Source organism: Streptomyces sp. NPDC001880 (assembly GCF_053594575.1).
In genome coordinates this window covers 1-22,757 of record NZ_JBSFET010000092.1, presented here as the reverse complement: position 1 = coordinate 22,757, position 22,757 = coordinate 1, and the positions used below count along the sequence as shown (strand labels likewise).

Genomic DNA, 22,757 nt, shown 5'->3' with positions numbered 1-22,757 from the left:
TCATCACCGTGCGTAGCCTGATCCGGCGGGCATGGGCGACTCACCGCTGGGACGAACGGCCGAACCGCCGACCATGACCTCACCCCTATCCGCGCCACCTCTAAGGGTTGGTGGTCGTAGCGATCCCGGACTTGCCGGACGGGTGGCGCGGCCCCATAGGCTGAGCCCCCGTCCGTACTGTCTGGGGGAGTAATGACCAGTAGGCTCACTGAGTTGGTTGTCGACTGCCACGATCCGGAGAGGCTCGCGGCCTTCTGGTGCGCGGTCCTGGGCTTCAAGGTGATCGACCGGAGCGCGGGTAAGGTCGAGATCGGCTCCTGGGTGCCGACCATCGAGGAGGTCCGGGCCCGCCAGATGCCGCCCACTCTGGTGTTCATCCGGGTGCCCGAGGACAAGACCGTGAAGAACCGGCTCCACCTCGACGTCAGCCCGATCGACGGCAGTACCGACGACGAGGTGGCCAGGCTGCTCGGTCTCGGCGCCGCCAAGGTGGACGTGGGCCAGGGCCCCGGCCGGAGCTGGGTGGTCATGGCCGATCCCGAGGGCAACGAGTTCGATGTCCTGCGCACCCTGGCACAGTCCAACCAGATGATCGGTCCCAAGGGTTAGTGGTCGTAGGCGGTCGGTGAGCGCAGGACGGGCTGTCCGCTCTGGTCGTTGTGCCAGATGGCGGTGGTCAGCGTGAGGATGCGCTGCATGACGCGGGTGACGACGCCGGCGGGTGTGCGGCCGTGGTGCCGTTCCAGGTCGAGCTGGCCCTTGAAGGTCTCGTTGACCGACTCGATGACCTGCCGCAATGGTTTGAACAGCTCGGCTCCGGGCCGCTCCGGTTCGCCCCCGCGGGTCGGCCGCAGCAGCCGGATGCCGTGCTCGGCCAGCTGGTGCTCGAAGTCGCGGCCGAAGTAGTTCTTGTCGCCGATCAAGGTCTGTCCCGGCCGGGTGGCGACGAGTTCCGGTTCGACGCCGACCAGCCTGCGGGCTTCGCCTACGGCGCCACCGCCGACCTCGGCCGCGAAACCTGGCGCGGGCGCCTCTCCCCCGCCCCCACCTCGGGCAGCACCTTCGCTCTGTCCGAGTTCATGGTCCGCTCGAAATGGCGTGGCACCGGCCTCGCCCAGCGACTCCACGACACCCTCCTCGACCCCCGGCCCGAGCAGCTGACCACCCTCCTCGTCGACACCACCCACCCCCGCGTCCAGGCCCTCTACGAAACATGGGGCTACCGCAAGATCGGCGAACGCCAGCCCTTCCCCGACTCCCCCCTCCACGCCGTCATGCTCCGCGGCCTTCCCAACACGTAGACCGATCCACGGTCCTCGCTGAAGACTCCGTCGGCGAAGGCCCTCGCGGACGCCGCACTGAGCATGAACTCACTGGAGCAGCAGAAGAACTTCCTGCCCTGACCAATTCCAGCCGCCCGCCAGCGGCTCGGTGCCGCGAAACCGCTCGCGGCCGGGCCCTGGTCGCTGGTGGGATCATCACCTACCGCAACAACCGCTGCCCCGCACTGTCATGTGCGGCTGAGAAGGAGATCTCATGCCTACAGGAGTGGCTGTCGTCTGCAACGCGGACGACTGCCTTGCCGTCTATCTGGCGGTCGAGACCGGCAATGACGGTGACGAACGCTCTGCGGACGACGTCTCCCAACTGGCACGCAAGGCGGCCGAGGGCGACGGGTGGGTGATCAGCTTCGGCTTCAACCAGCCGGTGATGACGTGCCCGGGATGCGCCGACGGCCGCGGCCCGGTCCGGGAGCGCGGCACCTGCCGACGATGCATGGGCCGCACCGATTCAGCGTCCAGGTGCACGTACTGCCTGTACTCCGAACCGCCAGGGACCAACGGCTGATCATGCCGGTCCAACCGGACAGGGCCGTATCGGCGGGCCCGCGCGATCAGTCGAGGCCGGTGGTGCCGGTGGCGGCGCAGGGCCGGTTGCGGGCCCACCTCTTGAGGTCGCCGACGCGGTAGAGAAGTTCGGCGCCGCGCTTGCCGGCCACGGGCGGGAAGGCCGGGTCGTTGGCTCGGGCGAAGCGCAGCGCGGCCAGGGTGGTGCCGGGCAGGTGGTGTTCGGCGGCCTGGCGCAGCCCCACCGCCTGGTCATCGTCGACCGCGGCCGGGGTGGTCATCGGCGTCGCCGGGCCCGCTTCGGGCACCGGGGCCAGCTCCAGCTCCAGCTCCGCTGCGGGGGTCACGGTGGCGGCGGGCAGTGCGTCGGCCAGCTCCTTGTGCTGCTGCACCGGACCCGCCTGTCCGGGCAGGCCTGGCCGTACCGCGGCGGGCGCGCGGCCGGTGGTGGCCCACTGGCGGGCTTCGGCGTCGGTGAAGAACAGCACCTGCGTCTCGCGGGCGCTGCCGCCGATGACGACCTGGGCGCGGCCGGGGTGCTTGGTCGACTTCGGCGCCAGGTGCACCTCCGGGGCGAGCATCCGCCAGGTGTTGAGGCTGTAGTGGGCCAGGAGCGGGTGGCGAACTGCTCGCGGACCTCCGGGCCGCCAAGGGCGCGGGCGGTGGCGGACTGGGCAACCAGCAGGACGTGGAGGCGGACCTGGCAGCCCATGTAGAGGATCTCGTTGAGGGCGTCGATGACCGGGGAGACCTTCGGGTCGCCGGACTCCCGGGTCCTTTCCCAGTAGCGGGCCAGCTGCTTCATCGTCGCGTTGACCTCTTCGAGGAGGATCAGCAACCTGGGCCCGATCGTGTCCGGGTCCGCGTCGATGCCGAGCTCGTCGGCGGCGCGGACCCGGACCGGTCCTTCGGGCTCGGACGGTCAGTGCGTCGCGCAGGATGCCGTCGGGCGTGCGTGCCATGCGCAGCAGTTCACGGATCACCTCGGTCTTGTCCCATCAGACGCCGGTCTGAGTCCGGATCCCCAGGATCAATTGGTTGATGTTTCTCAACCCCGGCCAGTCAACTTCACTGACGCCCTGCCACCCGCACGCGCGATACCGCCTCCAGCGTCGGGCCCACAACGATGATCCTCGAAGATCTACATCTCTACAGAGAGAGGCCTATATGCCCGGTTCTCGCACTGTGGCGCGGCACCTGAAGCGCGTTGTCTTGGCCACGTGTTGTGTCGCCGCTCTCGCCGTTACGCAGGCGGCACAGGCACATGCGGCAAGCCGCACGGTCAGCTTCAACTACCAGCATCTGTGGCTGACTCCGGAATTCAAGACCGGCGGCGGTCCCATCCACTTCACCGTCAAGGACTGCAACCGGACCGGCCAGAGCATGACCGTGCTGCTGCGGCGTACTGACGGCTTCAACTACGACGTGGGCAGCGAGACCATCAAATGCCGCGCTGGTCAGAAGGCCGTCTTCGACGTCGGAAAAAATCCGGCAGGAACGTACGAGTTCGAGCTCGGCAAGCTCGACGACGGCCGGTACCTCAAGGGCACCGGCACCTACTCGTTCAGCGCCCGCAAGTAGCCGCCACGGCCTAACGGTGGTCCTGGCGTCAGGCTCCCGGCAGGGAACGAACGCGGCCGCGGAGGCGCCCGCCACGCCGATCAGCGGCCGTCTGGACCTACCGGTCGAGACGACCGCTGATCGACTTACCTGTGGGCTACGTGGCGGCCGGGAGAGGTTCCGCAAGGCGGTCCAGCCGGGTGTAGAGGGCCCGTACGAGGCGGGCGCGGTTCTGGACGCAGCGGGCGGTGCCCGTGGGCGGTACAGACAGGCGCCGGTCTGCTTCGCGGAGGACGACTTCGGCAAGGGCGCCGCGGCCGTCGAGAACGGCGACCCGGCCACCGCCGGCGAACGCCTCGCCCACACCTACCTCGGCCTGGGAGTCCCGCGACACCGGCCCCACCATCGAGGCCCTGTTCCGCTCCGTGATCACCAGCCAGAAGGCCATGGGAACCTCCTGCGCGCCTCGATCCAGCCCAGGATCATGGACCGCTCCTACGGACAGGCCCACCGCGCCCGCTCCACCGGCGCCGTCCTGGCCGTCACCCACCTGCTCGGCCTCGTCGTCGGCCGCTACATCATGCGCGTCCAGCCCCTGGCCGACATGGACCGCGACCAGGTCGTCGCCCTCGTCGCCCCCGCCCTCCAGAACTACCTCGACGGCACACCACCGGACACCGCCGGCTGCCCCCGCAGCCCGGCACACCGGCTCAGCAAGACGGTCATGCAGCGAAGTTGAAACTTCGACGGAGGATGGGAAGAGAGCGGATCTGCGTGGTGAAGTGCAGGTCTCTGATACTCCGACAGCAGGGAGCGTTTCTTCCGATGACCACACAGCCCGCACGCCCTGAGCGCAGCAGTCCCGAGACCGCTTCGCTCAGAGAGGTCTCGCCGTTCAAGCCTTCTCTCGTCAAAGCGGTGTTCAGGAACGTGACCCCGATGCACGTCTCGCGGTCGGCCACGTGGGCCGCCTCGTCGGTGACGCGGACAGTGCTGACAGAGATCATCGACGGCGCGAGGAGAGCGGCGGCGGAGCAGGCCCGGAAGAAGCTGATACCCGGGGACCTCATCTCGGCGATCGACCAGAACGTCGAGGTCGAGGTGGGGGCCACGTGGTACGAGCACAGCCCGACGTTCAAGTGCCTGACCGGTGTCGTGCGCGACGCCGGGGGAGTCGTTGTGGTTCCTCCCAGGCGCAGCAGGTCGCGCAAACCGAGTGCCGTGGTCGGCGCCCACAGGTTCGAGTCCGGGGTCAAGAGGCTGCTGCGGAGCCGAGGGGTGACGGCCGTCCCCGCGATGGTCCGTGACCTGGACGGAATCGCGAGCGTGTTCCTGACGGACCTCGCCCGGGACGCGGCCATGGTCGTCCGCGAGGGCGGAGTGAAACGCTTCGGCTCGGTCACCCTGGTCACGCCGGGCGAACCGGCCACACTCCCGCCCCTCGACGATTGCCTCCAGGTCCTGTCCGTTCGCAGTGGGGACAGGCGGACCATCGGCAGGGACGACGTCCTGGCCGCCACCACGATGCAGTTGTTCGGCGACATCAGGCAGCAGGCCCTCGCCGAAGCCCGCGAGGCGACACCGAACACGTCGGCCGGCTGGACGGGTGCGACCGTCATCGCCGCCTCACTCTCATCCGCTGCCCCAGACCTGCCAGAGGAAATGGCGTAAAAGAGCTCCGACAAAATGATCTCCAAGGTGGTCGGATCACTTCGGGACTGATGATCCGGGGTGCGAGGGGCCAAAGCCATGGAAGGCGACGACGAGCCGGAGGCCGTGCAGAAGCCGAGGAACAGCGGGGGCGGGCATCCCCACATACTCCATCCGCAGCAGCGGGTTGCCGTTGAGGAACAAGTACCGCCCTCGCACCACGTGTTCATCTGGGCGGGCTGAGTTCAGGGCTGTCGGCGGCGGAGGTCTTCGGACCAGTCCCGGAGCCGGTCCTCGAGGACGAGGGACTCGTACAACGCGACCGCATCCGCCTTGAACTCGGCGGAGTAGTGCTTCATGGCCACGACACGTCCATCTCTCAGATCCTCAAGATCCACTATCTCGAGTGCCCAAGATCAGGGGTGAGGGCCCAGGATCTGTGGTCCGCCTGAAGCCACAGCTGAAACGCGATGTGAGTCGGGACACGGTGGTTGGCCCTGGCCGGGCCAGTAGGCACGCGCCGTGCGATACGGCGACGGACCGGCTGGCATCGCCTGACCGAATTGCACGATGCCGCGAGGTTTTCGGACGACGCAGCAGCTCTTCCGCTCGGGGCTGATCCCTCCGGACCCGATTTTGGCTCGAATCCCCGACCGCGCAAGGTCAATGCAGCCGCCCCAGAAAACAGCTGGGCTACCAGTCCATACCGTGAAAGGATGCCCGTTCAGGACAGGGGAGGCGGGGCGAGCATGGGGCTGGACTACAGCTACGAGATTTTCGTGCCCCCTCGGAACGTTGCGCGAGCACTGACCCGGCTGGCCGAACTCGCGCCCCAAGGCCACAACACGCCGCCGCTCCCGGTCACTCTGCCGGGCGGCGAGCAACTGATTGTACCGTTCACCTCGAAGTTCAAGAGCGAACCGGTCGACTGTTCAACAGGCGGCACGCTCGAACTGGACACCTCAATCATGATTGGCGTCGACGACGCGATGCGTGAGTTCCACCTCCGCGATATCGACAGGATCGACGAGTTGGGAAGAGCGTCAGTCGGGTACATCTACTTGACCGTCTGGTTCTCGCCCGCATGGCACCCGAACTTTGCGTCACTGCAGTTCACGGCGGCCACCTCGGACATGAGTCGGATGTTCGAGCAGTCCGCGAGCGTCAGGAAGGTGTTCACTGACCTCACCGCCACCGCCGGTGGCGTGTGCTGCCTGCTCGACACCGAGACCGGCATCTTTGACATTTGCTGGCTCAACGGCGAGACGGTCAGTGGCGAGACTGTTCCGGGTAGCCGTTTCTTGCGCTTCCACAATCTCGTCGCCGCCTGGCGCGAGCCGGTGGAGTAGAACGGCAACCACCCGTCTCTGGCGTCTAGTACTCCAGCAGGATTTCGATGTCTGACCTGCGGGTTTCACCGGGTGGCGGGAGTGTAGCGGGACTCCGAACGTGCAGGGGCGGTCTCACGGAGACTGCCCCTCGAATGTGCGGCACCGCCGCAGGTAGTGACAGCGGCGGGCGACTGCTTGGCGTCGTCGGCGCCAGTTCGACCAGCTCAGCGCGTGGTGTCGACCTCGGTGTCCGCGCAGGTGTGGGGGCCGGGGACGACAAGCTGCCAGGAGTCGCCGAATCTCCGCCACTGTGAGCTCGATGACCTCGGCCGTCCCACCGGTTGCACCCCCTTTTCCCCGGCCTTGTGTGCCGTGACGGCCAAAAAAAGGCGTGCGCGAGCATGGCCGGGGTGACGTGCCGATACCAGCCCACGTAGCGGCGGACCTCGTACTGGTCCAGGCCGTTCCCGCCACGAGCGGTCGACGCGGGTACTCCGCCGTCCTGGACCCACGTGCGCAGAGACTCGGCCGTGATCCCGAGATCCGCGGCCACCGCCGCATACGTGCGCTTGCCGCCGCCCGCGCGATACAGCACGACGGCGTCCCTCCGGAACCCCTCCGAGCATGGAGACTGGCATCCCACCTGGACATCCCTTCCTGGACCATCAAGATCCATTGTCAGGGTGTCCACTCCAAGGGATCAGCCTCAGGCGTCAACGTGATCACGGATGTGGCCACCACCGTCCCGACCGCGGACAGCACCGCCCTGCCCGGCATCCACGCCCGGCTGAGGCGGCGCCGCCTGCTGCCCGCACAGCACCTGGTCGACGGCGGCTACACCTCCGTCGCGCTGATGGACGCTGAGCGAAGGGGCGGGCTGGGCGAAGGAGCCGACTGTCCGAACGGCAGCCTGGTGGACGCGGCGAGGCCCGGGATCACCGGCTGCGGGCCGAACCGCTCGTCAGGTTCCGCTGGTTCCTGTGAATGACGTCAAGGTCGGTGTCGATCCGATCGGCGTGCCGACCGGCCTCGCGCAGAGCCTGCCGGGCGGCGGTGCGGTGCCCGGCCTGGTCGAGCAGCCGGCCGTGGGCGATGAGGGCACAGATGAGTTCGGGAGTGGTGTCCATGGCGTTCAGAAGGTCGACGGCTTGCCCGACTGTCGCCAGGCCGGCCCGGCCGCCCCTGGCCGTACCAAGGGCGCGCAGGGCCCGCCCTATACAACGGGGGGTGCCCCAACGGCGGGCCGTCTCCAGCTCCCGCGCGGCGAGGGCGACGGCGGCACGGGGTCGTCCGAGGAGCAGCTGGCAATCGGCGGCAGCCGACCGCCACGGGGTGACGATGGGGCTGACGACCTGCCGTTCACTCTGTCGGCGGCCACATTCCAGCAGATCGTCCAGGGCGGCTGCCGGGTCGCCCTCGGCGAGACTCAACCGCCCCCGCGCGTACAGGAATTCGTTCCATTCCCAGGACTCTCGGGGACTGCCGGCGGGCACGGAGTCGGCCAGTCGACGGGCCTCGGCCAAGCGTCCCGTCTCGGTGAGGGCGATGACGGCCTGTGCCACGAGATGAGCATGGTCCGATCCGCGGGCCGTGGCGCGCGCGGACGGTTCGGTGAGGATGCCCCAGCTGTGGCATGACGCGAGCAGTTCCTGGTAGCGGCCGCGCATCGCCAGGCTCTCGGCGTGGACACTCAGCAGGCTCCGGTAGCCGGGGTCGGCCGATGGGCCGCGGTGTCCGGCCATGCCGTCCGCCACCAGACGGTCGGCGAGCTTCAGGTCGTCGGCCCACTGGGCGAGGGTGGCGGCGGAGGCCAGCACATACGTGCGGGAGTACGGGTCCAGTGGTCGCGCTGTCACCTCCCGGGCGACCGCGAGGGCCTGTGCCGCGGTCAACCGTCCGCTGGTGGAGTCGAATTCGGCGAGCAGCGCGCGGGCCGCCGGCCCCGGGCGCCGGGACGTACGGCTGGTCGGCTTGCGCAGTCTGTCCACCGTGTCCAGCCAGCTGCGCCCGTCATGCGAGGCGATCAGCGCCGCGGCGGCCTGTGCGGCCCGTGCCAGTTCCGGAATCCCGGCGAACCGTTCCGCGAGCTCCTCCATCACCTCCGACGTGGTCGAGGTCCGGCCACGGGTCGCGAGTGCCGCGCCCAGGGCATGCGCGGCTTTGACGGCTCCCACGTCGGACTGCTGGCTCTGCCGAACCGTTTCGGCCAGCTGCCGGATTCCCCCGGCCCGCCCTGCCGAGCCCGGTGTCACCTCCGGACTGCCGAGTTCCGCCAGGACGCAGAGGGCGTACGCCGTTCCGGCGTCATCCCGCTCGTCCTGCCCGTCCCGCTGGTCCCGCTCGTCCTGGAGCCGGACCGACAGGTCCCGGCAGATGGCCAGCGCCTCGTCGACACGCCCGGCGTGGATCCCGACCAGGGCGGCGTTGATGGTCGTGGCGGCCTCTGCGGAGCGGTGGCCGAGCTGCCGGGCGACGGCGATGGCCTCCTCGAAGTGCGTGATCGCCTCTTCGTGGCGGCCGAGGTGCTGGGCGAGCAACCCCAGGTCGTTCAGTGCCTGGCACAGGATGACGGTGTCACCGGTCTCTCGACACACCTCGATGGCCTGTCGGGTGTGCGGTTCGGCCTCGGCGAACCGGGAGGCGGCGACGGCGGCGTTCCCGCGCAGAAAGTGGCATCGTCCTTCGGCCTGTCGGTCGCCCTGGTGTCGCGCGGCCTCCAGCAGGCTCCTCAAGGTGGCGGCCAGTCGGGCGTCCCGGGGGTCGGGGCCGAACGGGCCGAGTGCGATGAGCAGATCGATGGCGTTTCTCACGTCGTCCCGGCGCCCCCCGCCGGGCGCCACGGTCCGCTCCGAGTCCGGCTCGCCGCCTTCGGCCGCGAGGGTCGTCCGGGCCACCTGAGCCGCGAGCGCCACCGCGTTGCCGGCCTCTCCCACCGCCCAGTGGTGGGCGCTCGGGTAGTCGTCGAAGTCCAGACCGGCGGCGCCCGCGGGGCCCAGCGTGGCGCCGATCGCGTCGCCGGGCAGGGCGTGACGGAACGCTGCGCGGGCGGTGGCGAGGAGAAAACGCAGCAGCCGCGAACGGGCCTGGGCGGCTCGGGCCGGTCCTTCGGCCGCGGCCTTGCGGCGGGCGAAGGACCGCAGCAGGTCGTGATAGTGATAGCGGCCCATGGACGGTGACTGAAGCATCGCCGCGTCCACCAGCGACTCCAGCAGGTCCGCCGCCTCGGTATCGGTCATGCCCAGCAGAGCCGCTGCCGAAGCCGATGTGATATCCGCTCCGTCCACTGTCGCCACCAGGCGGAACGCCTCGGCCTGGAGGCTGCGAAGCTGGCTGTGGGCGAGTTCGAAGACGGCTTCCACAGCCAGGTCGCCGACCCGCAGTTCGTCGATGCGCCGTTGCTCGTTGGCGAGTCGGCCGGTCAGGGCGTGCAGGGCCCAGGTGGGTCGGGCGGCCAGCCGGGCGGCGGCGATCCGTACGGCCAGCGGGAGGAACCCGCAGGCGGACACCAGGGCGCGGGCTGCTCGGGGTTCCGCGTCGATGCGGTAACCGCCGATGGCCCGCCCGAGCATCTCGACTGCCTCCCACGGACGGAAGACCGGCAGCTGAAGCTGGAGGACGCAGGAGATCCCGGCAAGGCGGGTCCTGCTGGTCACGAGCACCGCGCACCCCGCGCTCCCCGGGAGCAAGGGGCGCAGTTGCCGGCTGTCGCGCGCGTCGTCGAGGACGATCAGCATGCGGCGGTCGGCGAGCAGGGAGCGGAAGAGGGCCGATCTGGTGTCGAGGTCGGCCGGGACGGTCGCGGCGGGAACGCAGAGCGCCTCGAGGAATCCCGCCAGGATCGTCTCCGGACTGGAGCAGACCGTGTCGCTGCCGCGCAGGTCGGCGTACAACTGCCCGTCAGGGAAGTGTTCGCGGGCCCGATGGGCCGCGTGGATGGCCAGGGCTGTCTTGCCGACGCCGCCCATGCCGACGACCGCCGCGATCGCGAGCGCGGATCGCCCGTCTTCGCCCAGGACGCCGAGCAGCGCGTCGAGTTCGGTGTGGCGTCCGGTGAAGTCGACGGTGTCCGCGGGAAGCTGGGCGGGGCGCGGGGGCAGCTGGTCGGGGGCCGGATCGTCATCGCATCCGGCCGCGGCGGTCGTCGGGCGGACGGGGGCGCCTCGCCCGGCCGGTGAAGGGGCGGGCAGCAGTTCGGGGTCACCGTCGAGAATGCGCTGGTGCAGTTCGTTCAACTCCGGACCGGGCTCGACCCCCAACTCCTCGATCAGCAGGCGGCGGGCGGAGCGGTAGACGGCCAGAGCGTCGGCGCACCGTGCGGCCTGGAACAGCGCCCTCATCAGCAGCCCGTACGACTTCTCGCGCAGGGGATGCTCGGTCGTCAGAGTGGTCAGCTCCGAGATGCAGCACGAGGAGTCGCCGAGGGTGAGGTCCAGGGCCAGCCGCTCCTCCAGCAAGGTGAGCCGCAGATCGGTCAGGCGCCGACGCTGACGCTCGGCGAACGGACCGGGCAGGCCGGCCAGGGGAACTCCCTGCCACAGGGCCAGGGCCTGGTTCAGCAGATCGCGGGCCTGCCGGAGGTTCCCACCGGACCGGGCGCGGTCGGCCAGGCCGGCCAACTCCTCCGCGTGCCGGGCGTCGACCGCCGTCTCGGGCAGCTGGAGCCGGTATCCGTCGGGGAGCGACACCAGGACCTCCGGTGCGTCCGGCACCGTCCTGAGGATCTTCCGCAACTGCCATACGTAGGTGCGGACCGTGGTGGCGGCCGCGGGTGGCGGACAGTCGCCCCATAGCGCGTCCACCAGTTCCGCCACCCCGGACGATCTGCCCGGCTTCAGGAGCAGAGCGGCGATCGTCGCCTGCTGCTGGGGGCTTCCCAGCCGCAGAATCGTTTCCCCGCGCCGGCCTCGTACGGTGCCGAGCACCGAGAACCGCAGATCTTCCACGACCGCCCCCACCGAACATCACGCGCCGAAGTGCACCCTAGCTCACTCTCACTCCGCCCTTTTAGTTAGAAATAAGGACATCTCGCACCGGCGTGATCACGCGGCGTCCGCCGCTTCGGGCGCGGCTCAACCGCGTTGTCATGACAGATGTTGACAGAGTGTTGATCACTTACTGACAGCCACCCGCAAGTCTTGTCCCGGGCTGCCGGTCTGGGCCGCCCGACCTCGAAGAAAGGGGAACCTGATGCCTTCTGGTCAGCAGCTGGACCTGGACGTCACCGATGTGACACCGACGACCTGGAACGAACTGTCCGAGCAGTCCACCACCGGCGCGGACACCTGCGCGGGTTGCACGACGTGCTGCACGCACTGTGGCTACGGCAACTGCGGCTGCTGCATCTGACGCTCCGGCCCGCTGAACGGCATTGACGCCAGATCCGGCGGGGTCGTGCGGTGTCCCCACCGCACGACCCCGCCTCCTGCGACAGACAAGCGAGGCCCACGCCATGCCCTCCATGGCAGACGAACAGTTGAACAAGCTCGACGAACTCGTGTCCCCCTACGGTGTGGTCAGGGGAACCCGCCAGTACCGCCCGGAGGGCTGGACGGCCCAGTTGTACGGCTGCCACGCCGACGGCGGCAGCGGACGTCCCGGTTCTGGTGCGGACCTCCACACCAGCGACGGCGGCGGACGCTCCTTCGGCGACCCGGCGCGTGCCCGGCTGGTGGCGATAGCGGAGGCAGCCGAGCGCTACTCCGCCTATGAGCCGCCCACGGCCGAGCACCGGTGGGCAACGGTCTTCGACCTCGAAGGCCCCGTCCTCGACATAGGCCGGCTGCCGCGCTGCTCCGCCATCGAGTCGGCGGAGCCCGCCTGCCCGATCGTGCCGTTCGACCCCGACGCGCCGATCCGCTGGGTCCAGGGCATGGAGTTGGTCTCGGGCACACGGACGTGGCTGCCGGCGGTGATGGCGACCTACCGGTTGCATCCCGCCGTGCCGGCCGAGCGTTTCTGGTACCGGCTGTCGACCGGCTTCGCGGTGCACCACGATCCTGTCGAGGCGCTTGTGCGCGCCGTTCTCGAAGTGGTCGAGCGCGACGCGATCGCTCTCACCTGGTTGCAGCGATTGCCGCTGCCCCCGCTTCCCCCCGACCTCCCGGTCTCGCCGGCGATGGAGGAGTTGCTCGACGCCTCGCACCGGCACTTCCTGCGGACACTGCTGTTCGATGCGACGACCGACCTCGGGGTGCCGACGGTCTACTGCCTCCAGGTCTCCGAGCACGACCGGCGAGTCCGCCACGTGGTGGGCTGCGCCGCCGACCGCACCCTCTCGGCGGCAGCCGAGAAGGCACTGGGCGAGGCCCTCGGAGTGCGGGGGGTGCTGTACGACGAGGTGTCCGAGCCGGCCTCGTTCGCCGAGTTCACCTCGATCACCGACGGGGCCCGCTACATGGCCTCGCCTCGGCGCGCGGACGCGTTCGCCTTCCTGCACGAGGCGGCGACGGGCCGGCCGCGCGCCGAACAGCCCGGACTGCCCGCCGATCCGCGGGCCGCGCTCGCCGTCCTGCTCGACCGCTTCGCGGCGTCGGGCATGCCCCTGTACGCCGTCGACCGGAGCCACTGCGAGCTGCACTCCGTCGGTCTGAGCTCGTTCAACGTCGTCATCCCGGATCTGATGCCGATGACACTGACTCCGGTCGCCCAGTTCCGCGCCCATCCCCGGCTGTTCAAGGCGCCGGCCGCGATGGGGTTCACCGTCCACTCCGAGGAGGGGCTCAATCCATGGCCGCAACCATTCGCCTGACAGGCCGCCGGCTGCTGGTCGTCGGTGTCGGAGGCTTCGGTGAGCGGGTCGCGCAGCTGCTGTCCACCGGCGGCCTCGGTGCCGACCGGGTCCGGCGGGAGGACCTGGCGGACGCCTTCGGCGCCCGTCCCGGGGCGGTCGTCCTGGCTGCCCAGCACCCTTTGCCCGCCCTGGGCCGCCAGGCCGACGCCCTGGCCTGGCAGCACGGGGTGCCATGGCTGCCCGTGGTCACCGAGGACCTGCTGCTGCGGATCGGTCCGTGGGTGGTACCGCACCAGGGTCCCTGCTTCGACTGCTACCTGGCCCGGCGGACACAGCACGACGACCAGGCGTCGATCACCAACGCTCTGTGGGAGGCGCACGAGGCCGACCCGGGAAGCGGGCCGCGCGGGTTCCTGCCGCAGCACGCCCGCACAGCCGCCGGCCTGCTGCACTGCCTTCTCGGCGGTCCGGACGCGGTGAGCGCGAAGCCCGGCTCGGTCACGGCCGTCAGCCTGCGAAACGGCGAGATCGACACCCAGCCGGTCCTGCGCTGCCACGGCTGCCTGCGCTGCGCACCGGAGACCGTTCCCGGCCTGGATCGCACCGGAGTACTGGCCGAACTGCTCGGCGACGCCAGGACGACGCATCAGGGAGTTCCCGCATGACCACGCACACGAGCACCGCCGAAGCCGCACTCGCCGGGCCCGGCGATGGCCACGGGCATGACTGCCGGCCCCGGCTGCGCCGAGGGATCGCCGTCACCGCGGTGGCCCGCGGGCTGGTGGTCGAGGCCGTCGGCCGTCGCCACCTCTTCGCCGGCGCGGCGGCGGCCGACACGCTGCCCCGTCTGCTCGCCCTGCTCGACGGCACCCGCGACCGGGCCGCGATCGCGGCCGAATTGGGCCTCGACGCGTCCGGGATCGCCCCTGTCTTGACCGCCCTCGAGGAACGCGCACTTCTCGAACCGGACTGCTCCGCCGTCGGCACGGCCCCGGCGGACGGCGCGCCCACGGCGATCGGCCCGGTGGCCGACTTCCTGTCGCGCACGGGACCGCCGGCCGATGCCGAGGGCGGGTCGTCGATCGCGCTCGCCCGGCTGGCGGCGGCCACGGTCGCCCTGTCCGGCCCGCCCGAGGTGACCCGGCGCGTCACCGAGGACCTGCGAGCCTGCGGTGTGGGCCGGATCGCGACCGTGCCCCCCGGCGAAGCCGCCCCGGTCGGCCCGGTGGATCTGTTCGTGGTCTGCGACGACGCCTCGGCGCGGCTCGACGAAGCCGGCCGCGCTGGCGCCGCCGGCGGCTTCGAGGTCCTGCGGTACGCGATCCGCGACTCGGCGGACGCGACGGCCGCGATCGAGATCGGCCCGAGGTTCCTGCCCGGTCACACCGCCTGCACCAGCTGTTTCCGGGCGGGCCACGAGCAGGCGTTCCCCGCCGACCGGGTGCCCTCCCCGCTGCCGCCGGCGACCGTAGACCCCGTCGCCGGTCTGGTCGCCGACCAGGTCACCGCCGTGCTCGCCGGCACCGCGCAGCCGCTGCCGCGCCGGGATCTTCGGCGACTGACCGTACCGGACCTCACCACCCGGACCCTGGCGGTCGTTCCGGAGCCCGGCTGTCCCCACTGCGGACCCATCGGCGCCGGGGCGGAGCGGGAACCGGACACCGCCGAGTGGCTGCTGCAGGCCGCGCCCGCGGAGCGGTTCGCCGCCGGTATGGGCGTCACCCCCTTCGAGCCTCCGGTCGTCCCGGAACTGGAGACCAGTCCGAGGTACCCGCTGCCGGCCCCGGTGACGGCGGCCTGTTCGCCGGGGGTGCTCGACGAACAGGCCGTCAGCGTGCTGCTGTCGCTCACCGCCGGCCTCCGGGGAACCGGCCCGGCCGGAGGCACACCCGAGGAAGCCGGACCCGGCGGCGGCCTACGGCGCCGCTGGGCGCCCAGCGGCGGCAACCTGGGCTCGGTGCGGATCTTCCTGCTCACCGAGGCGCCCCTGTCGCCGCTGCCCGGCACCGTGTTCGCGTACGACGGCGAGGCCGGCGAGCTGATCGCCGCTCGCTGTGACACGCCGCCCTTGAGCGAACTGCTCGCGGGTACGGCTTTGGCCGGCCGACCGGTCGACGCGGCCCTGGTGTTCACCGGCGCACTGCACCGGCTCCGGGGCAAGTACCGCGTGTTCTCCCCCCGCTTGGCCCATCTGGACACCGGCTGCGCGATGGCGCAGGCCGCCCTGCTGGCGGCCGAACTGGGGTTGCGGGCCGATCTGGTGGCCGGTGACACCGGTGGGCTTGTCGAGCACCTGGATCTGGACCCGGCCGACCGGCTGGTGACGGGGATCATCGGAATCTACGGGAAGGACACCGGCGATGCCGCTCGTCGACGAGCGTGACCTGATGACCGTCTTCGCGGAGCGGCTCGCCGCCGGCCGGACGACGCCTGCCGCCGGCCCTGCGGAGCCCGCGGCCGGCCCGGCACCGTACGCCGGGGCGCTCTGGGAGGTGCTGGAGGCCCGTCGGTCGCTGCGGTCGTTCGACCCGCGCCAGGTGGCGGCGGACGAGCTGTCCGCCGTCCTGGCCCGCGCCCTGACGACCCATCGCGCCCAGTGGCCCGGACGGCCTCCGACGGACCTCACTGTCCTGCTGGCTGCGTATCGCGTCGGAGCCCTGCCGGTCGGCTGGTACGAGGTCGGGCCCGAAGGTGCCTTCCGCCTGGTCGAGGGCGTCCCCAAGCTGCCCGACGCGGCGGAGTCCTTCGACGACGCCCCCGCGGTGCTGATGATCGGCGGTGATCTGGCCGGTGCCGTCCGCCGGGCTGATCACGCGGGACACGCCGACCTCCTGGTCCGGGCCGCCGCGCTCGCGCACTGCTGCTGGCTGACGGCGATCGGTGCCGGGTTCGGCGGCTGTCTGCGCGGACGGAGCCAGGGAGCGGCGACATCCGTGCTCCATGCCCTTCGGCCCGGTGGACGCCATTTGCTGAGCCTGACGTTGGGCCGCCCCGGGCCCACGCCGGGCCGGGACGGGGCGGCGGTGACCCGGTGAGCGTGGCCGCGACCCCGGCGGAGCCGACGGCTCCGAATGACATGACGAGCGGGGGGAAGACGTACTTCACGGGGACGCACCGTGCCTGCCCGCCCGCGCGGACCTGGGAGCGGCTCGCGCCGCTGCTCCCCGCTGTCGGGGTGACCCGGATCGCGGACCTGACCTGGCTGGACGACATCGGTATCCCCGTCTACCAAGCGGTCGCCCCCACCGACCGCTATCTGTCGGTGTATCAGGGCAAGGGGCTGGACCCGGTGTCGGCCAAGGTGTCCGCCGCGATGGAGGCGATCGAACGGTGGCACGGCGGGCACCTGGACACCCGGCCGGATCACGTGGGCAGCGTCGCCGACGTCGAACCCGGCCTGGGCTACCGTCTCGACGAGCTCGCACTGCGGGCACGCCACTGCCTCAACCCGGCGACCCGGCTGGCCTGGCGCTCCGCGGTGCGGTTGAGCGACGGCGGCTCCTCGCTGGTCCCGCTGGACTGCCTGATCCTGGACCGCCGGGTCCGTCCGCGCTGGCGGCCGCCGCTGTTCGCCGCCACCAGCAACGGCCTGGCCGGCGGCAACACTCGGGACGAGGCGATCGCGCACGGCCTGTACGAGGTGATCGAGCGCGACGCCGTCCACCGCGCGTGGGCCGACGGGCCCTCGCGCGTGGTCGACGCCGATGGTGTGCCGGGCCCGGCGGCCGAACTCATCGAGCAGTACCGGGCGGCCGGTGTGCGGATCGGTATCGGCCTGCTCGCCACCCCGCTGGAGGTGCCCTGCTTCGGCGTGGCCATCCTCGGCGGCGGTCTTCCCCTGCCGATCTATGGTTACGGCTGCCACCTGGACGCTCAGGTGGCCCTGTGCCGGGCCCTGACCGAGGCGGCCCAGGTCCGGCTGTCGATCATCGCCGGCGCCCGGGACGACCTCGAGGACCGTACGTACCGGCGGCTACGATTCGCCCTGGCACGCACCGCGCAGGCGCCGCCGCCGGGCCGGGGCGGGCCCCCGTCCGTCCCGTTCGACGCCGTCCCCTCCGTGGTACTGCCCGATCACCGCGACGAGACCGCCCGGCTGGTCGACCGCGTCGTCGCCGTCACGGGACGCAGTCCCCTGGTGGTCGACCACACCCGTGCCGATCTCGGCGTCCCGGTCGTCCATGTCCTCTGTCCCGGCATGACGATGCCCCGCACCATGTGAGGCCCGCACCATGACCCATCGTTACCTCTTCCTCGGCCCGTCGGCCCCCGGCTTCCTCGCCCCGCCCGGGGTCGCCCTCCTGCCGCCCGTCGCCGCCGGTGATCTGCTGGCCCTGCCGCTCACAGACGGGGATGTCGTCGGCATCGTGGACGGCTACTTCCACCAGGTGCGGGCGGTGCCGCACAAGGAGATCCTCGCCGTCCTCGACCGCGGTGCCGAGGTGCTCGGCGCCGCCAGCATGGGGGCGCTGCGTGCCGCCGAGCTCGACGCCTTCGGGATGCGCGGCGTCGGCCGGGTGTACCAGGACTACCGGGACGGGAGGATCGAGGCCGACGACGAGGTGGCGCTGCTGCACGGCCCGCCCGAGAGCGACTACCGTGCCATGTCCGAACCCTTGGTCGTCATTCGGTCCACCCTGGCCAGGGCGGTGCGCGACGGGGCGTGCGACGCCGCGACCGCGGGGCGGATCGTCGGCGCCCTGCGGGTGACTCCGTATCCGCTGCGAGCCTTCGAGCGGTTCCCCGAGCTGAGCGAGGCGGTCGGCGTCGACCCCGGCGAGCTGAAGATGCTCGGCGAGCACTGCGCCCGTCACCGCGACGACGTCAAACTCGCCGACACGCTCGCGCTGGTCGACATCCTGGCCGCCTGGGACCCGGACACCGCACGTCCCACCGGGGTCCGCCCCGGCGGGGTGCCGCGTACGGCGTATCTGGCCTCCTGGGAGGAGCGGGCCCGGACGGCCCCCGGAAGCGGCCCGGACGGCCGACGGCCCGGCGCCCTGGCCGCGCTGCGCGTGCTGCAACTGTTCTCCGACGCCTTCCCCGCACAGCGGCGGCGGACGGTTCTGGCGTGGATCGCCCGGGACTGCGCCCGCACCTGTGCGGCGGCGGACGGTTCTGGCGACACCACGGACGCCGCGATCGCCCACGGTGTCCACCTCGGGGTGTATCCCGACCCCGGTCGAGGCGACGGCTTCGGCTTCCTGCTGCCGTGGCTGACCGAGGCGGAGGCGGCCCAGGGCAGCCGCCGCGAACAGCTGAAGGTCTTCTTGTCCCGGAGTTTCGAGCTGGATCCCGGTGTCCCAGGGGACACCGTCCTCCTCGACGAGTTCGAGCACTCCTCCGCGTTCGCCCGCGCCCATGAGACGGCCGCCGTGTGCCTGCGCGACTCCGAGGAGCTGTCGGGGGACAGGTCCGAGTCCGATCCGCTCATGTTGTTCGACGAGGACCTGGCCGAGCGTCTGACCGGACGCTGGGGCTGCACCCGGGCCGAGGCGGACCTGTACGCGCTGGACCGGGGCTTCGCCTCGCTGGAGGCGGCCGTCGAGGCCGTCCGCCCGTACCACCTGCTGCTGCGCCCCGCCGCCCGGGCCACGGCCCCGGCAGCCGTGGCCGCCCGCGTCGGCACGCGTCCCGACCCCGGCCCCTGAGGGATCCGACCCGCCCGCTCCTGACGCCTTCACCGAGATCCACTGGAGCGAAGAAAGCAAGGCCAGAGCGCCCGGCGGCCGTCACCGGACGCCCCTTCATCCCCACTCCGACCCCACTGCTGCGCGACACACCACACCACGCTTCCCCGAGGACCAGACGACATGGATGTCCTGCACCGCTTCACGGGCGACGCCGACGATTTCGTCGACACGCTGCGGCACGGCACCCCCCGGGTGTTCCGCCCCGCGGACCCGCCTCTCGACCTGCTGCCGGCCGACGAGCTGGACCATTGGCTCGACACCGGTCTGCTGCGCGTCCCCTACCTGCAACTGGTCACCGCGGACGGCGAGGTACCCCTTCCCCGGTTCTGTCCCCCGCGCACCGTCCTGGGCCGGACCGAGCACGGTTACGTGGACGGGTCCTCGGTACGCCGCCTCCTCGCCGAGGGGACCGCCACCGTGCTGCTGCGTCACATCGACCAGTGGCACCCCGGCATCCGCGCGTTCTGCGATGCGATGCAGCGCCGACTCGGCCGACAGGTGGAAGCGTTCCACTTCATCACCCCACCGGGGACCCAGGGCCGGCCGGTCCACCGCGATGACGCCGACGTGTTCGTCATCCAGACCAGCGGTACCAAGATCTGGCATCTGTACGACGGTCCGGGCGACGGCCGGTGGGCCCCCGGCCCCGTCGGCTTCCCCGGCCGTCCGACGTTCACCACCCGACTGGAACCGGGTGAGGTGCTCTACGTACCGCGCGGCCACGCACACCGCGCGATCGCCGCCGAGCCCGGAGCCAGCGCCCACCTGTCGTTCACCGTCCGCGAGGCGGGCGAGGCCCACTTGCGGGCCGCCCTGGCAGCGCTGCTCGCCGGGACCGACCGGCCCGCCCGCCCGTTGGGCGAGAAGGATCTGCTGGCAGCCGCGGACAGCATGCTGGCCGAGGCACGCGCGAACCTCGCCACGCTGAGCGGCGAAGCTCTCCTCGACCGGGCACGGGTCGGCATGCGCGCCGTCGCCTCTCTCCCCGAGCCGGGGGACGCCCAGGGCGGGGACGCCCCCGGCGGGGACGCCCCCGGCGGGTCGACCGAGCTCAGGATCACGGACCTGCTCACGGGGTCGCCCTGACGCACGGCGATCCAGCCGTCCTGGCACCACAGATCGTGGCAGCAGCGCCCGTAGCGCAGCAACTCGTAGGTCGAGCCGGGCTGATTGTTAATGATTAACAGGCCCTGGCGGGCCAGGTATTGCGGTGGGTCCGCGGAAGGCCCCGTCATGGCACTGTCAAGTTGAGTGAGTGGTTCGGGCTGGGATGGTGGCCGGGTTTGTTGATCGTTCGGGAGGAACTGGTGGTGGAGGGCGCCGGGGACGGGCCGTCGTACAAGGGGTTCCGGTTCCCGGCGGAGGTCATCTCCCACGCGGTGTGGCTGTACCACCGCTTCCCGGTCTCCTTCCGCGAAGTCGAGGAGCTGCTTCTGGCCCGCGGGATCACCGTCTCCCATGAGGCGATCCGCCGGTGGTGCGACCGGTTCGGCCCCCAGTACGCTGCCGCCCTGCGCCGCCGCCGGCCCCGGGCCGGCGACAGGGGCTGTTCGAGCAGTAAAAATCGGTCGCGATGGTGGCCACGTGAGTGTCGGGCTGACGCGTTGAGTCGTCCGGGGACTTGATCCCTATATCCAGAGCGGTGGTGCCCGACGCTCTCGCGACCACCATCATTGTCAACACCGTTCTCTTGATCACTCGTTGGTTTCTGTGGTGCGATCCCGCCGCATGGTGACCCCTCGTAATGCCCGAGCCGCTTCAGCTCCAACGCAGACCGGGGCCCGTGCGGTGAGCTGGTGCCACGAACAGCTGCTGAGGTGGCGGACCGGCCTCGTGCCGAGTCTTTGCATCAGGTCGCTGCGTGGTTCCGCATGAGCTCGTGACCAGTCCAGACAGAGCAATAGTCAAGAGCTGTGGGTGAGTTGATTTCAGCTCTCGCTGCGGTGGCTGAGGCTGATCCTGGCAGTGTTGCGGATCCGTTTGGTGCGGCCGGCTTCGGCGAGGATCTCGATGGCCTCGGTGTTCGTCCCGGCGGCGGTCTTGAGTTGGAGCCAGTTGGATGCCGCGAGCAGGTCGTCCGGCTGCCAGGGCAGCTTGAGCGTGACGGCGCGGAAGAGTGACCACTCCCTCAGGCGCTGAGCCAGGAAGGGGTGGTCGATCGTGGCCTGGGTCAACGCCTGCACCCACCCCTCGTAGGCGGGAGCGGGGTAGAGGCCGGCGGCTCGACGGTCCAGGTGCCGCAGCACGGCGGACTGGGCCATCGTCTGCTCCGGATCAGTGAGCAAGCTGCCGACCAGGTCGACCTCGTCCGGGTCGGCAACGTGCCCCAGCTTGTCGAGGTAGGCCGCGAAGCGGACGTGCTCGTCCGGGTTCTGCAGGATCTCGTGGATGTTCATGCGGCCGGCTCCTCGCGCTCGACCAGGACGCCGTTCTCGAATCGTGCGCCCGCGCGGACCAGGGACACCAGGTGGGCTCCGGTGATCGCGCGCCATCGCGCCTGAGCGGACTCGACCAGCTTGAACACCATCTCGGGCGCGGCCACCGGGCTGCCCGCGCCTCGCGTGACCTTGGTACGGAGCTTGACCGTGGAGAAGGTCGACCCGATGGGGTTGGTGGTCCGCAGGTGAATCCAGTGCTCGGCAGGGAAATCGTAGAACGCGAGCAGTTCCTCCCGGTCCTCGGTGATCTTCGCGACGGCCTTCGGGAACTTTGCCCGGTAGGTCTTCGCCAGCGCCTCGATCGCCTTCTCGGCGTGGGTGCGGTCCTCGGCGTTGTAGATCTCCTGCATCGCCTTCGTCGCGCCGGGCTGCGCGGACTTGGGCAGGCAGTTGGCGACGTTGCGGGCTTTGTGAACCCAGCACCATTGCGGCCTGGCCGCCGGGAACACCTCGGCGAGCGCCCGCCAAAGGCCCATGGCGCCGTCGCCGATGACCAGCTCGGCGTCACGCATGCCGCGTCGGCGGCAGTCGCGCAGCAGGTCGGCCCACGACTCGGTGGACTCGCGCAGGCCCTCAGCCAAGGCGATCGGCTCCTTCGTGCCGTCCAGACGGACCCCGAGCAGGACCAGGACGCACGAGTGGGCCTGGCCGAGCCGGACCTTCGGGTGCACGCCGTCCGCCCACACGTAGACGAAGTCGCGGTCGGACAGGTCCCGGTTCTGGAAGGCGGCGTGGTCGTCGCTCCACTGCTTGGTCAGCCGTGTCACGGTCGCGGCCGACAGGCCGGCCGTGCCGCCCAGGAACTGCTCCAGCGCCGGGACGAAGTCGCCGGAAGACAGGCCGTGCAGATAGAGCAGCGGCAGCACTTCGGAGATCTTCGGGGATTTGCGGCACCACGGCGGAAGGATCTTCGAGGAGAACCTCTTGCGCTCGCCGGTCTCATCGTCGACGCGGCGGTCGTTGATCCGCGGGGCCTTGACCTCGATCGGTCCGGCGGCGGTGACCACGGTCCTTGCCTTGTGGCGGCCGTTGCGGACCACGAGACGTCGGCCGTACTCGTCGGTCTCAGCCGACAACTCGGCTATGTACTGGTTGACTTCCGCTTCCAGCGCGGCGGCCAGCATCCGGCGGGCGCCTTCCCGCACGATCTCGTCGGTCAGGGAGCCTGACTGCGTGGAGCCGTCGTCGGTGACTACGCTGAGCACGGGCGTACCTTCCCGACCCGCGCTGCAACGCGGGCCTACTCGGAGACCTTGAGGATCATTCGGGAAGGTACGCCTTCTGCATGCCCTTCCGGAACCGATCCACAAGTCCTGAGCATTGCTCGGGATCGGTCGAGTCGTTGGTGTTGTGGCTGAGTGTGGTGCCGAGAGCCATCGGGCTTGGAAACCAGTAGCGCTGCTACAAATGATTGGTTGAAGATGACGGCATGGACGCGCAGCAGGTGACCTTGCGGAAGATGACGCCGGCGGAGTATCACGCGGCGACTGAGCATCGTGAAGCCGAGT

At 70.6% G+C, this 22,757-nt stretch carries 20 protein-coding genes and 4 pseudogenes; 17 read left to right on the top strand and 7 right to left on the bottom strand.

Annotated elements, in window-relative coordinates:
* Nucleotides 1-192: 192 nt before the first annotated feature.
* The gene (locus ACWCQ6_RS30385; protein ID WP_451094633.1) at nucleotides 193-609 is read left to right on the top strand and encodes a VOC family protein; all 417 of its coding nucleotides are present in this window, start codon (nucleotides 193-195) and stop codon (nucleotides 607-609) included.
* Here ACWCQ6_RS30385 and ACWCQ6_RS30380 read toward each other — a convergent pair.
* Nucleotides 606-959, bottom strand: a pseudogene (locus ACWCQ6_RS30380) (transposase); the annotation flags it as partial. The gene ACWCQ6_RS30385 and the pseudogene ACWCQ6_RS30380 sit on opposite strands and share 4 nt — an antisense overlap.
* Here ACWCQ6_RS30380 and ACWCQ6_RS30375 point away from each other — a divergent pair.
* Both ACWCQ6_RS30375 and ACWCQ6_RS30370 read left to right on the top strand, forming a co-directional pair.
* Nucleotides 882-1,301 (top strand): GNAT family N-acetyltransferase, encoded by a 420-nt coding sequence (locus tag ACWCQ6_RS30375; protein ID WP_451094638.1) that lies wholly within the window; start codon nucleotides 882-884, stop codon nucleotides 1,299-1,301. The pseudogene ACWCQ6_RS30380 and the gene ACWCQ6_RS30375 sit on opposite strands and share 78 nt — an antisense overlap.
* Nucleotides 1,302-1,536: 235 nt before the next feature.
* Nucleotides 1,537-1,848, top strand: a complete 312-nt coding sequence (locus ACWCQ6_RS30370) for a hypothetical protein (RefSeq protein WP_451094631.1) — start codon at nucleotides 1,537-1,539, stop codon at nucleotides 1,846-1,848.
* Nucleotides 1,849-1,894: 46 nt separating this feature from the next.
* Here the strand turns inward: ACWCQ6_RS30370 and ACWCQ6_RS30365 are convergent, their stop codons facing one another.
* Nucleotides 1,895-2,428, bottom strand: a complete 534-nt coding sequence (locus ACWCQ6_RS30365) for a hypothetical protein (RefSeq protein WP_451094629.1) — start codon at nucleotides 2,426-2,428, stop codon at nucleotides 1,895-1,897.
* Nucleotides 2,429-3,032: 604 nt separating this feature from the next.
* On the opposite strand from ACWCQ6_RS30365, the gene ACWCQ6_RS30360 reads away from it, so the two are divergent.
* Nucleotides 3,033-3,428 carry a hypothetical protein gene (locus tag ACWCQ6_RS30360; protein ID WP_451094627.1) on the top strand — a complete coding sequence of 132 codons (396 nt, stop codon included), beginning with the start codon at nucleotides 3,033-3,035 and terminating at the stop codon, nucleotides 3,426-3,428.
* 136 nt (nucleotides 3,429-3,564) lie between these two features.
* On the opposite strand, the pseudogene ACWCQ6_RS30355 reads toward ACWCQ6_RS30360, so the two are convergent.
* Nucleotides 3,565-3,726: pseudogene (locus tag ACWCQ6_RS30355) on the bottom strand (restriction endonuclease); the annotation flags it as partial.
* 57 nt (nucleotides 3,727-3,783) lie between these two features.
* Between ACWCQ6_RS30355 and ACWCQ6_RS30350 the strand changes: the two are divergent.
* From ACWCQ6_RS30350 to ACWCQ6_RS30340, 3 genes are all read left to right on the top strand, one after another.
* Nucleotides 3,784-4,146 carry a TetR/AcrR family transcriptional regulator gene (locus ACWCQ6_RS30350; RefSeq protein ID WP_451094636.1) on the top strand — a complete coding sequence of 121 codons (363 nt, stop codon included), beginning with the start codon at nucleotides 3,784-3,786 and terminating at the stop codon, nucleotides 4,144-4,146.
* Nucleotides 4,147-4,232: 86 nt separating this feature from the next.
* Nucleotides 4,233-5,078 carry a hypothetical protein gene (locus ACWCQ6_RS30345; protein ID WP_451094635.1) on the top strand — a complete coding sequence of 282 codons (846 nt, stop codon included), beginning with the start codon at nucleotides 4,233-4,235 and terminating at the stop codon, nucleotides 5,076-5,078.
* 695 nt (nucleotides 5,079-5,773) lie between these two features.
* Nucleotides 5,774-6,406 carry a hypothetical protein gene (locus ACWCQ6_RS30340; RefSeq protein WP_451094625.1) on the top strand — a complete coding sequence of 211 codons (633 nt, stop codon included), beginning with the start codon at nucleotides 5,774-5,776 and terminating at the stop codon, nucleotides 6,404-6,406.
* A gap of 484 nt (nucleotides 6,407-6,890) precedes the next feature.
* Here ACWCQ6_RS30340 and ACWCQ6_RS30335 read toward each other — a convergent pair.
* Nucleotides 6,891-7,031 (bottom strand): annotated as a pseudogene (locus ACWCQ6_RS30335) (transposase); the annotation flags it as partial.
* Between the two features lie 75 nt (nucleotides 7,032-7,106).
* On the opposite strand from ACWCQ6_RS30335, the gene ACWCQ6_RS30330 reads away from it, so the two are divergent.
* Nucleotides 7,107-7,376 carry a hypothetical protein gene (locus tag ACWCQ6_RS30330; protein ID WP_451094623.1) on the top strand — a complete coding sequence of 90 codons (270 nt, stop codon included), beginning with the start codon at nucleotides 7,107-7,109 and terminating at the stop codon, nucleotides 7,374-7,376.
* On the opposite strand, the gene ACWCQ6_RS30325 is transcribed toward ACWCQ6_RS30330, so the two are convergent.
* Nucleotides 7,324-11,331, bottom strand: a complete 4,008-nt coding sequence (locus ACWCQ6_RS30325; protein WP_451094621.1) for a BTAD domain-containing putative transcriptional regulator — start codon at nucleotides 11,329-11,331, stop codon at nucleotides 7,324-7,326. The genes ACWCQ6_RS30330 and ACWCQ6_RS30325 overlap by 53 nt on opposite strands.
* Before the next feature lie 244 nt (nucleotides 11,332-11,575).
* Between ACWCQ6_RS30325 and ACWCQ6_RS30320 the strand changes: the two genes are divergently transcribed.
* The 9 genes and pseudogenes from ACWCQ6_RS30320 to ACWCQ6_RS30280 all read left to right on the top strand — a co-directional run.
* Nucleotides 11,576-11,734 carry a hypothetical protein gene (locus tag ACWCQ6_RS30320; protein WP_451094619.1) on the top strand — a complete coding sequence of 53 codons (159 nt, stop codon included), beginning with the start codon at nucleotides 11,576-11,578 and terminating at the stop codon, nucleotides 11,732-11,734.
* 103 nt (nucleotides 11,735-11,837) lie between these two features.
* Nucleotides 11,838-13,136, top strand: coding sequence for a YcaO-like family protein (locus ACWCQ6_RS30315; RefSeq protein ID WP_451094617.1), 1,299 nt, complete (start codon nucleotides 11,838-11,840; stop codon nucleotides 13,134-13,136).
* A complete protein-coding gene (locus tag ACWCQ6_RS30310; protein ID WP_451094615.1) occupies nucleotides 13,115-13,783 on the top strand; it encodes a TOMM precursor leader peptide-binding protein in 669 nt (222 codons plus the stop codon). Before ACWCQ6_RS30315 ends, ACWCQ6_RS30310 begins: the two co-directional genes overlap by 22 nt.
* Nucleotides 13,780-15,501: a nitroreductase family protein gene (locus tag ACWCQ6_RS30305; RefSeq protein ID WP_451094613.1), complete on the top strand. Its 1,722-nt coding sequence runs from the start codon at nucleotides 13,780-13,782 to the stop codon at nucleotides 15,499-15,501. Before ACWCQ6_RS30310 ends, ACWCQ6_RS30305 begins: the two co-directional genes overlap by 4 nt.
* Nucleotides 15,479-16,153 carry a nitroreductase family protein gene (locus tag ACWCQ6_RS30300; protein ID WP_451094611.1) on the top strand — a complete coding sequence of 225 codons (675 nt, stop codon included), beginning with the start codon at nucleotides 15,479-15,481 and terminating at the stop codon, nucleotides 16,151-16,153. Before ACWCQ6_RS30305 ends, ACWCQ6_RS30300 begins: the two co-directional genes overlap by 23 nt.
* Nucleotides 16,154-16,194: 41 nt before the next feature.
* Complete coding sequence (locus tag ACWCQ6_RS30295) at nucleotides 16,195-17,340, top strand: YcaO-like family protein (protein WP_451094609.1); 1,146 nt, start codon at nucleotides 16,195-16,197, stop codon at nucleotides 17,338-17,340.
* Between the two features lie 10 nt (nucleotides 17,341-17,350).
* Entirely contained in the window at nucleotides 17,351-18,769 is a 1,419-nt protein-coding gene (locus tag ACWCQ6_RS30290) for a TfuA-like protein (RefSeq protein ID WP_451094607.1), read from the top strand.
* Between the two features lie 162 nt (nucleotides 18,770-18,931).
* Nucleotides 18,932-19,897 carry a JmjC domain-containing protein gene (locus tag ACWCQ6_RS30285; RefSeq protein WP_451094605.1) on the top strand — a complete coding sequence of 322 codons (966 nt, stop codon included), beginning with the start codon at nucleotides 18,932-18,934 and terminating at the stop codon, nucleotides 19,895-19,897.
* A gap of 224 nt (nucleotides 19,898-20,121) precedes the next feature.
* Nucleotides 20,122-20,343, top strand: a pseudogene (locus ACWCQ6_RS30280) (IS6 family transposase); the annotation flags it as partial.
* A gap of 396 nt (nucleotides 20,344-20,739) precedes the next feature.
* On the opposite strand, the gene ACWCQ6_RS30275 reads toward ACWCQ6_RS30280, so the two are convergent.
* Entirely contained in the window at nucleotides 20,740-21,207 is a 468-nt protein-coding gene (locus ACWCQ6_RS30275) for a hypothetical protein (RefSeq protein WP_451094603.1), read from the bottom strand.
* Nucleotides 21,204-22,454, bottom strand: a complete 1,251-nt coding sequence (locus ACWCQ6_RS30270) for an IS256 family transposase (RefSeq protein ID WP_451094601.1) — start codon at nucleotides 22,452-22,454, stop codon at nucleotides 21,204-21,206. Before ACWCQ6_RS30270 ends, ACWCQ6_RS30275 begins: the two co-directional genes overlap by 4 nt.
* Nucleotides 22,455-22,757: the final 303 nt, after the last annotated feature.

Excerpts from the sequence above, each read along its gene's own strand:
- ACWCQ6_RS30385 (WP_451094633.1), top strand. The coding sequence starts at position 193 with ATGACCAGTAGGCTCACTGAGTTGGTTGTCGACTGCCACGATCCGGAG.
- ACWCQ6_RS30295 (WP_451094609.1), top strand. The coding sequence starts at position 16,195 with ATGACGAGCGGGGGGAAGACGTACTTCACGGGGACGCACCGTGCCTGC.
- ACWCQ6_RS30370 (WP_451094631.1), top strand. The coding sequence starts at position 1,537 with ATGCCTACAGGAGTGGCTGTCGTCTGCAACGCGGACGACTGCCTTGCC.
- ACWCQ6_RS30315 (WP_451094617.1), top strand. The coding sequence starts at position 11,838 with ATGCCCTCCATGGCAGACGAACAGTTGAACAAGCTCGACGAACTCGTG.
- ACWCQ6_RS30290 (WP_451094607.1), top strand. The coding sequence starts at position 17,351 with ATGACCCATCGTTACCTCTTCCTCGGCCCGTCGGCCCCCGGCTTCCTC.
- ACWCQ6_RS30275 (WP_451094603.1), bottom strand. The coding sequence starts at position 21,207 with ATGAACATCCACGAGATCCTGCAGAACCCGGACGAGCACGTCCGCTTC.
- ACWCQ6_RS30310 (WP_451094615.1), top strand. The coding sequence starts at position 13,115 with ATGGCCGCAACCATTCGCCTGACAGGCCGCCGGCTGCTGGTCGTCGGT.
- ACWCQ6_RS30305 (WP_451094613.1), top strand. The coding sequence starts at position 13,780 with ATGACCACGCACACGAGCACCGCCGAAGCCGCACTCGCCGGGCCCGGC.
- ACWCQ6_RS30345 (WP_451094635.1), top strand. The coding sequence starts at position 4,233 with ATGACCACACAGCCCGCACGCCCTGAGCGCAGCAGTCCCGAGACCGCT.
- ACWCQ6_RS30340 (WP_451094625.1), top strand. The coding sequence starts at position 5,774 with ATGCCCGTTCAGGACAGGGGAGGCGGGGCGAGCATGGGGCTGGACTAC.
- ACWCQ6_RS30300 (WP_451094611.1), top strand. The coding sequence starts at position 15,479 with ATGCCGCTCGTCGACGAGCGTGACCTGATGACCGTCTTCGCGGAGCGG.
- ACWCQ6_RS30365 (WP_451094629.1), bottom strand. The coding sequence starts at position 2,428 with ATGCTCGCCCCGGAGGTGCACCTGGCGCCGAAGTCGACCAAGCACCCC.
- ACWCQ6_RS30320 (WP_451094619.1), top strand. The coding sequence starts at position 11,576 with ATGCCTTCTGGTCAGCAGCTGGACCTGGACGTCACCGATGTGACACCG.
- ACWCQ6_RS30285 (WP_451094605.1), top strand. The coding sequence starts at position 18,932 with ATGGATGTCCTGCACCGCTTCACGGGCGACGCCGACGATTTCGTCGAC.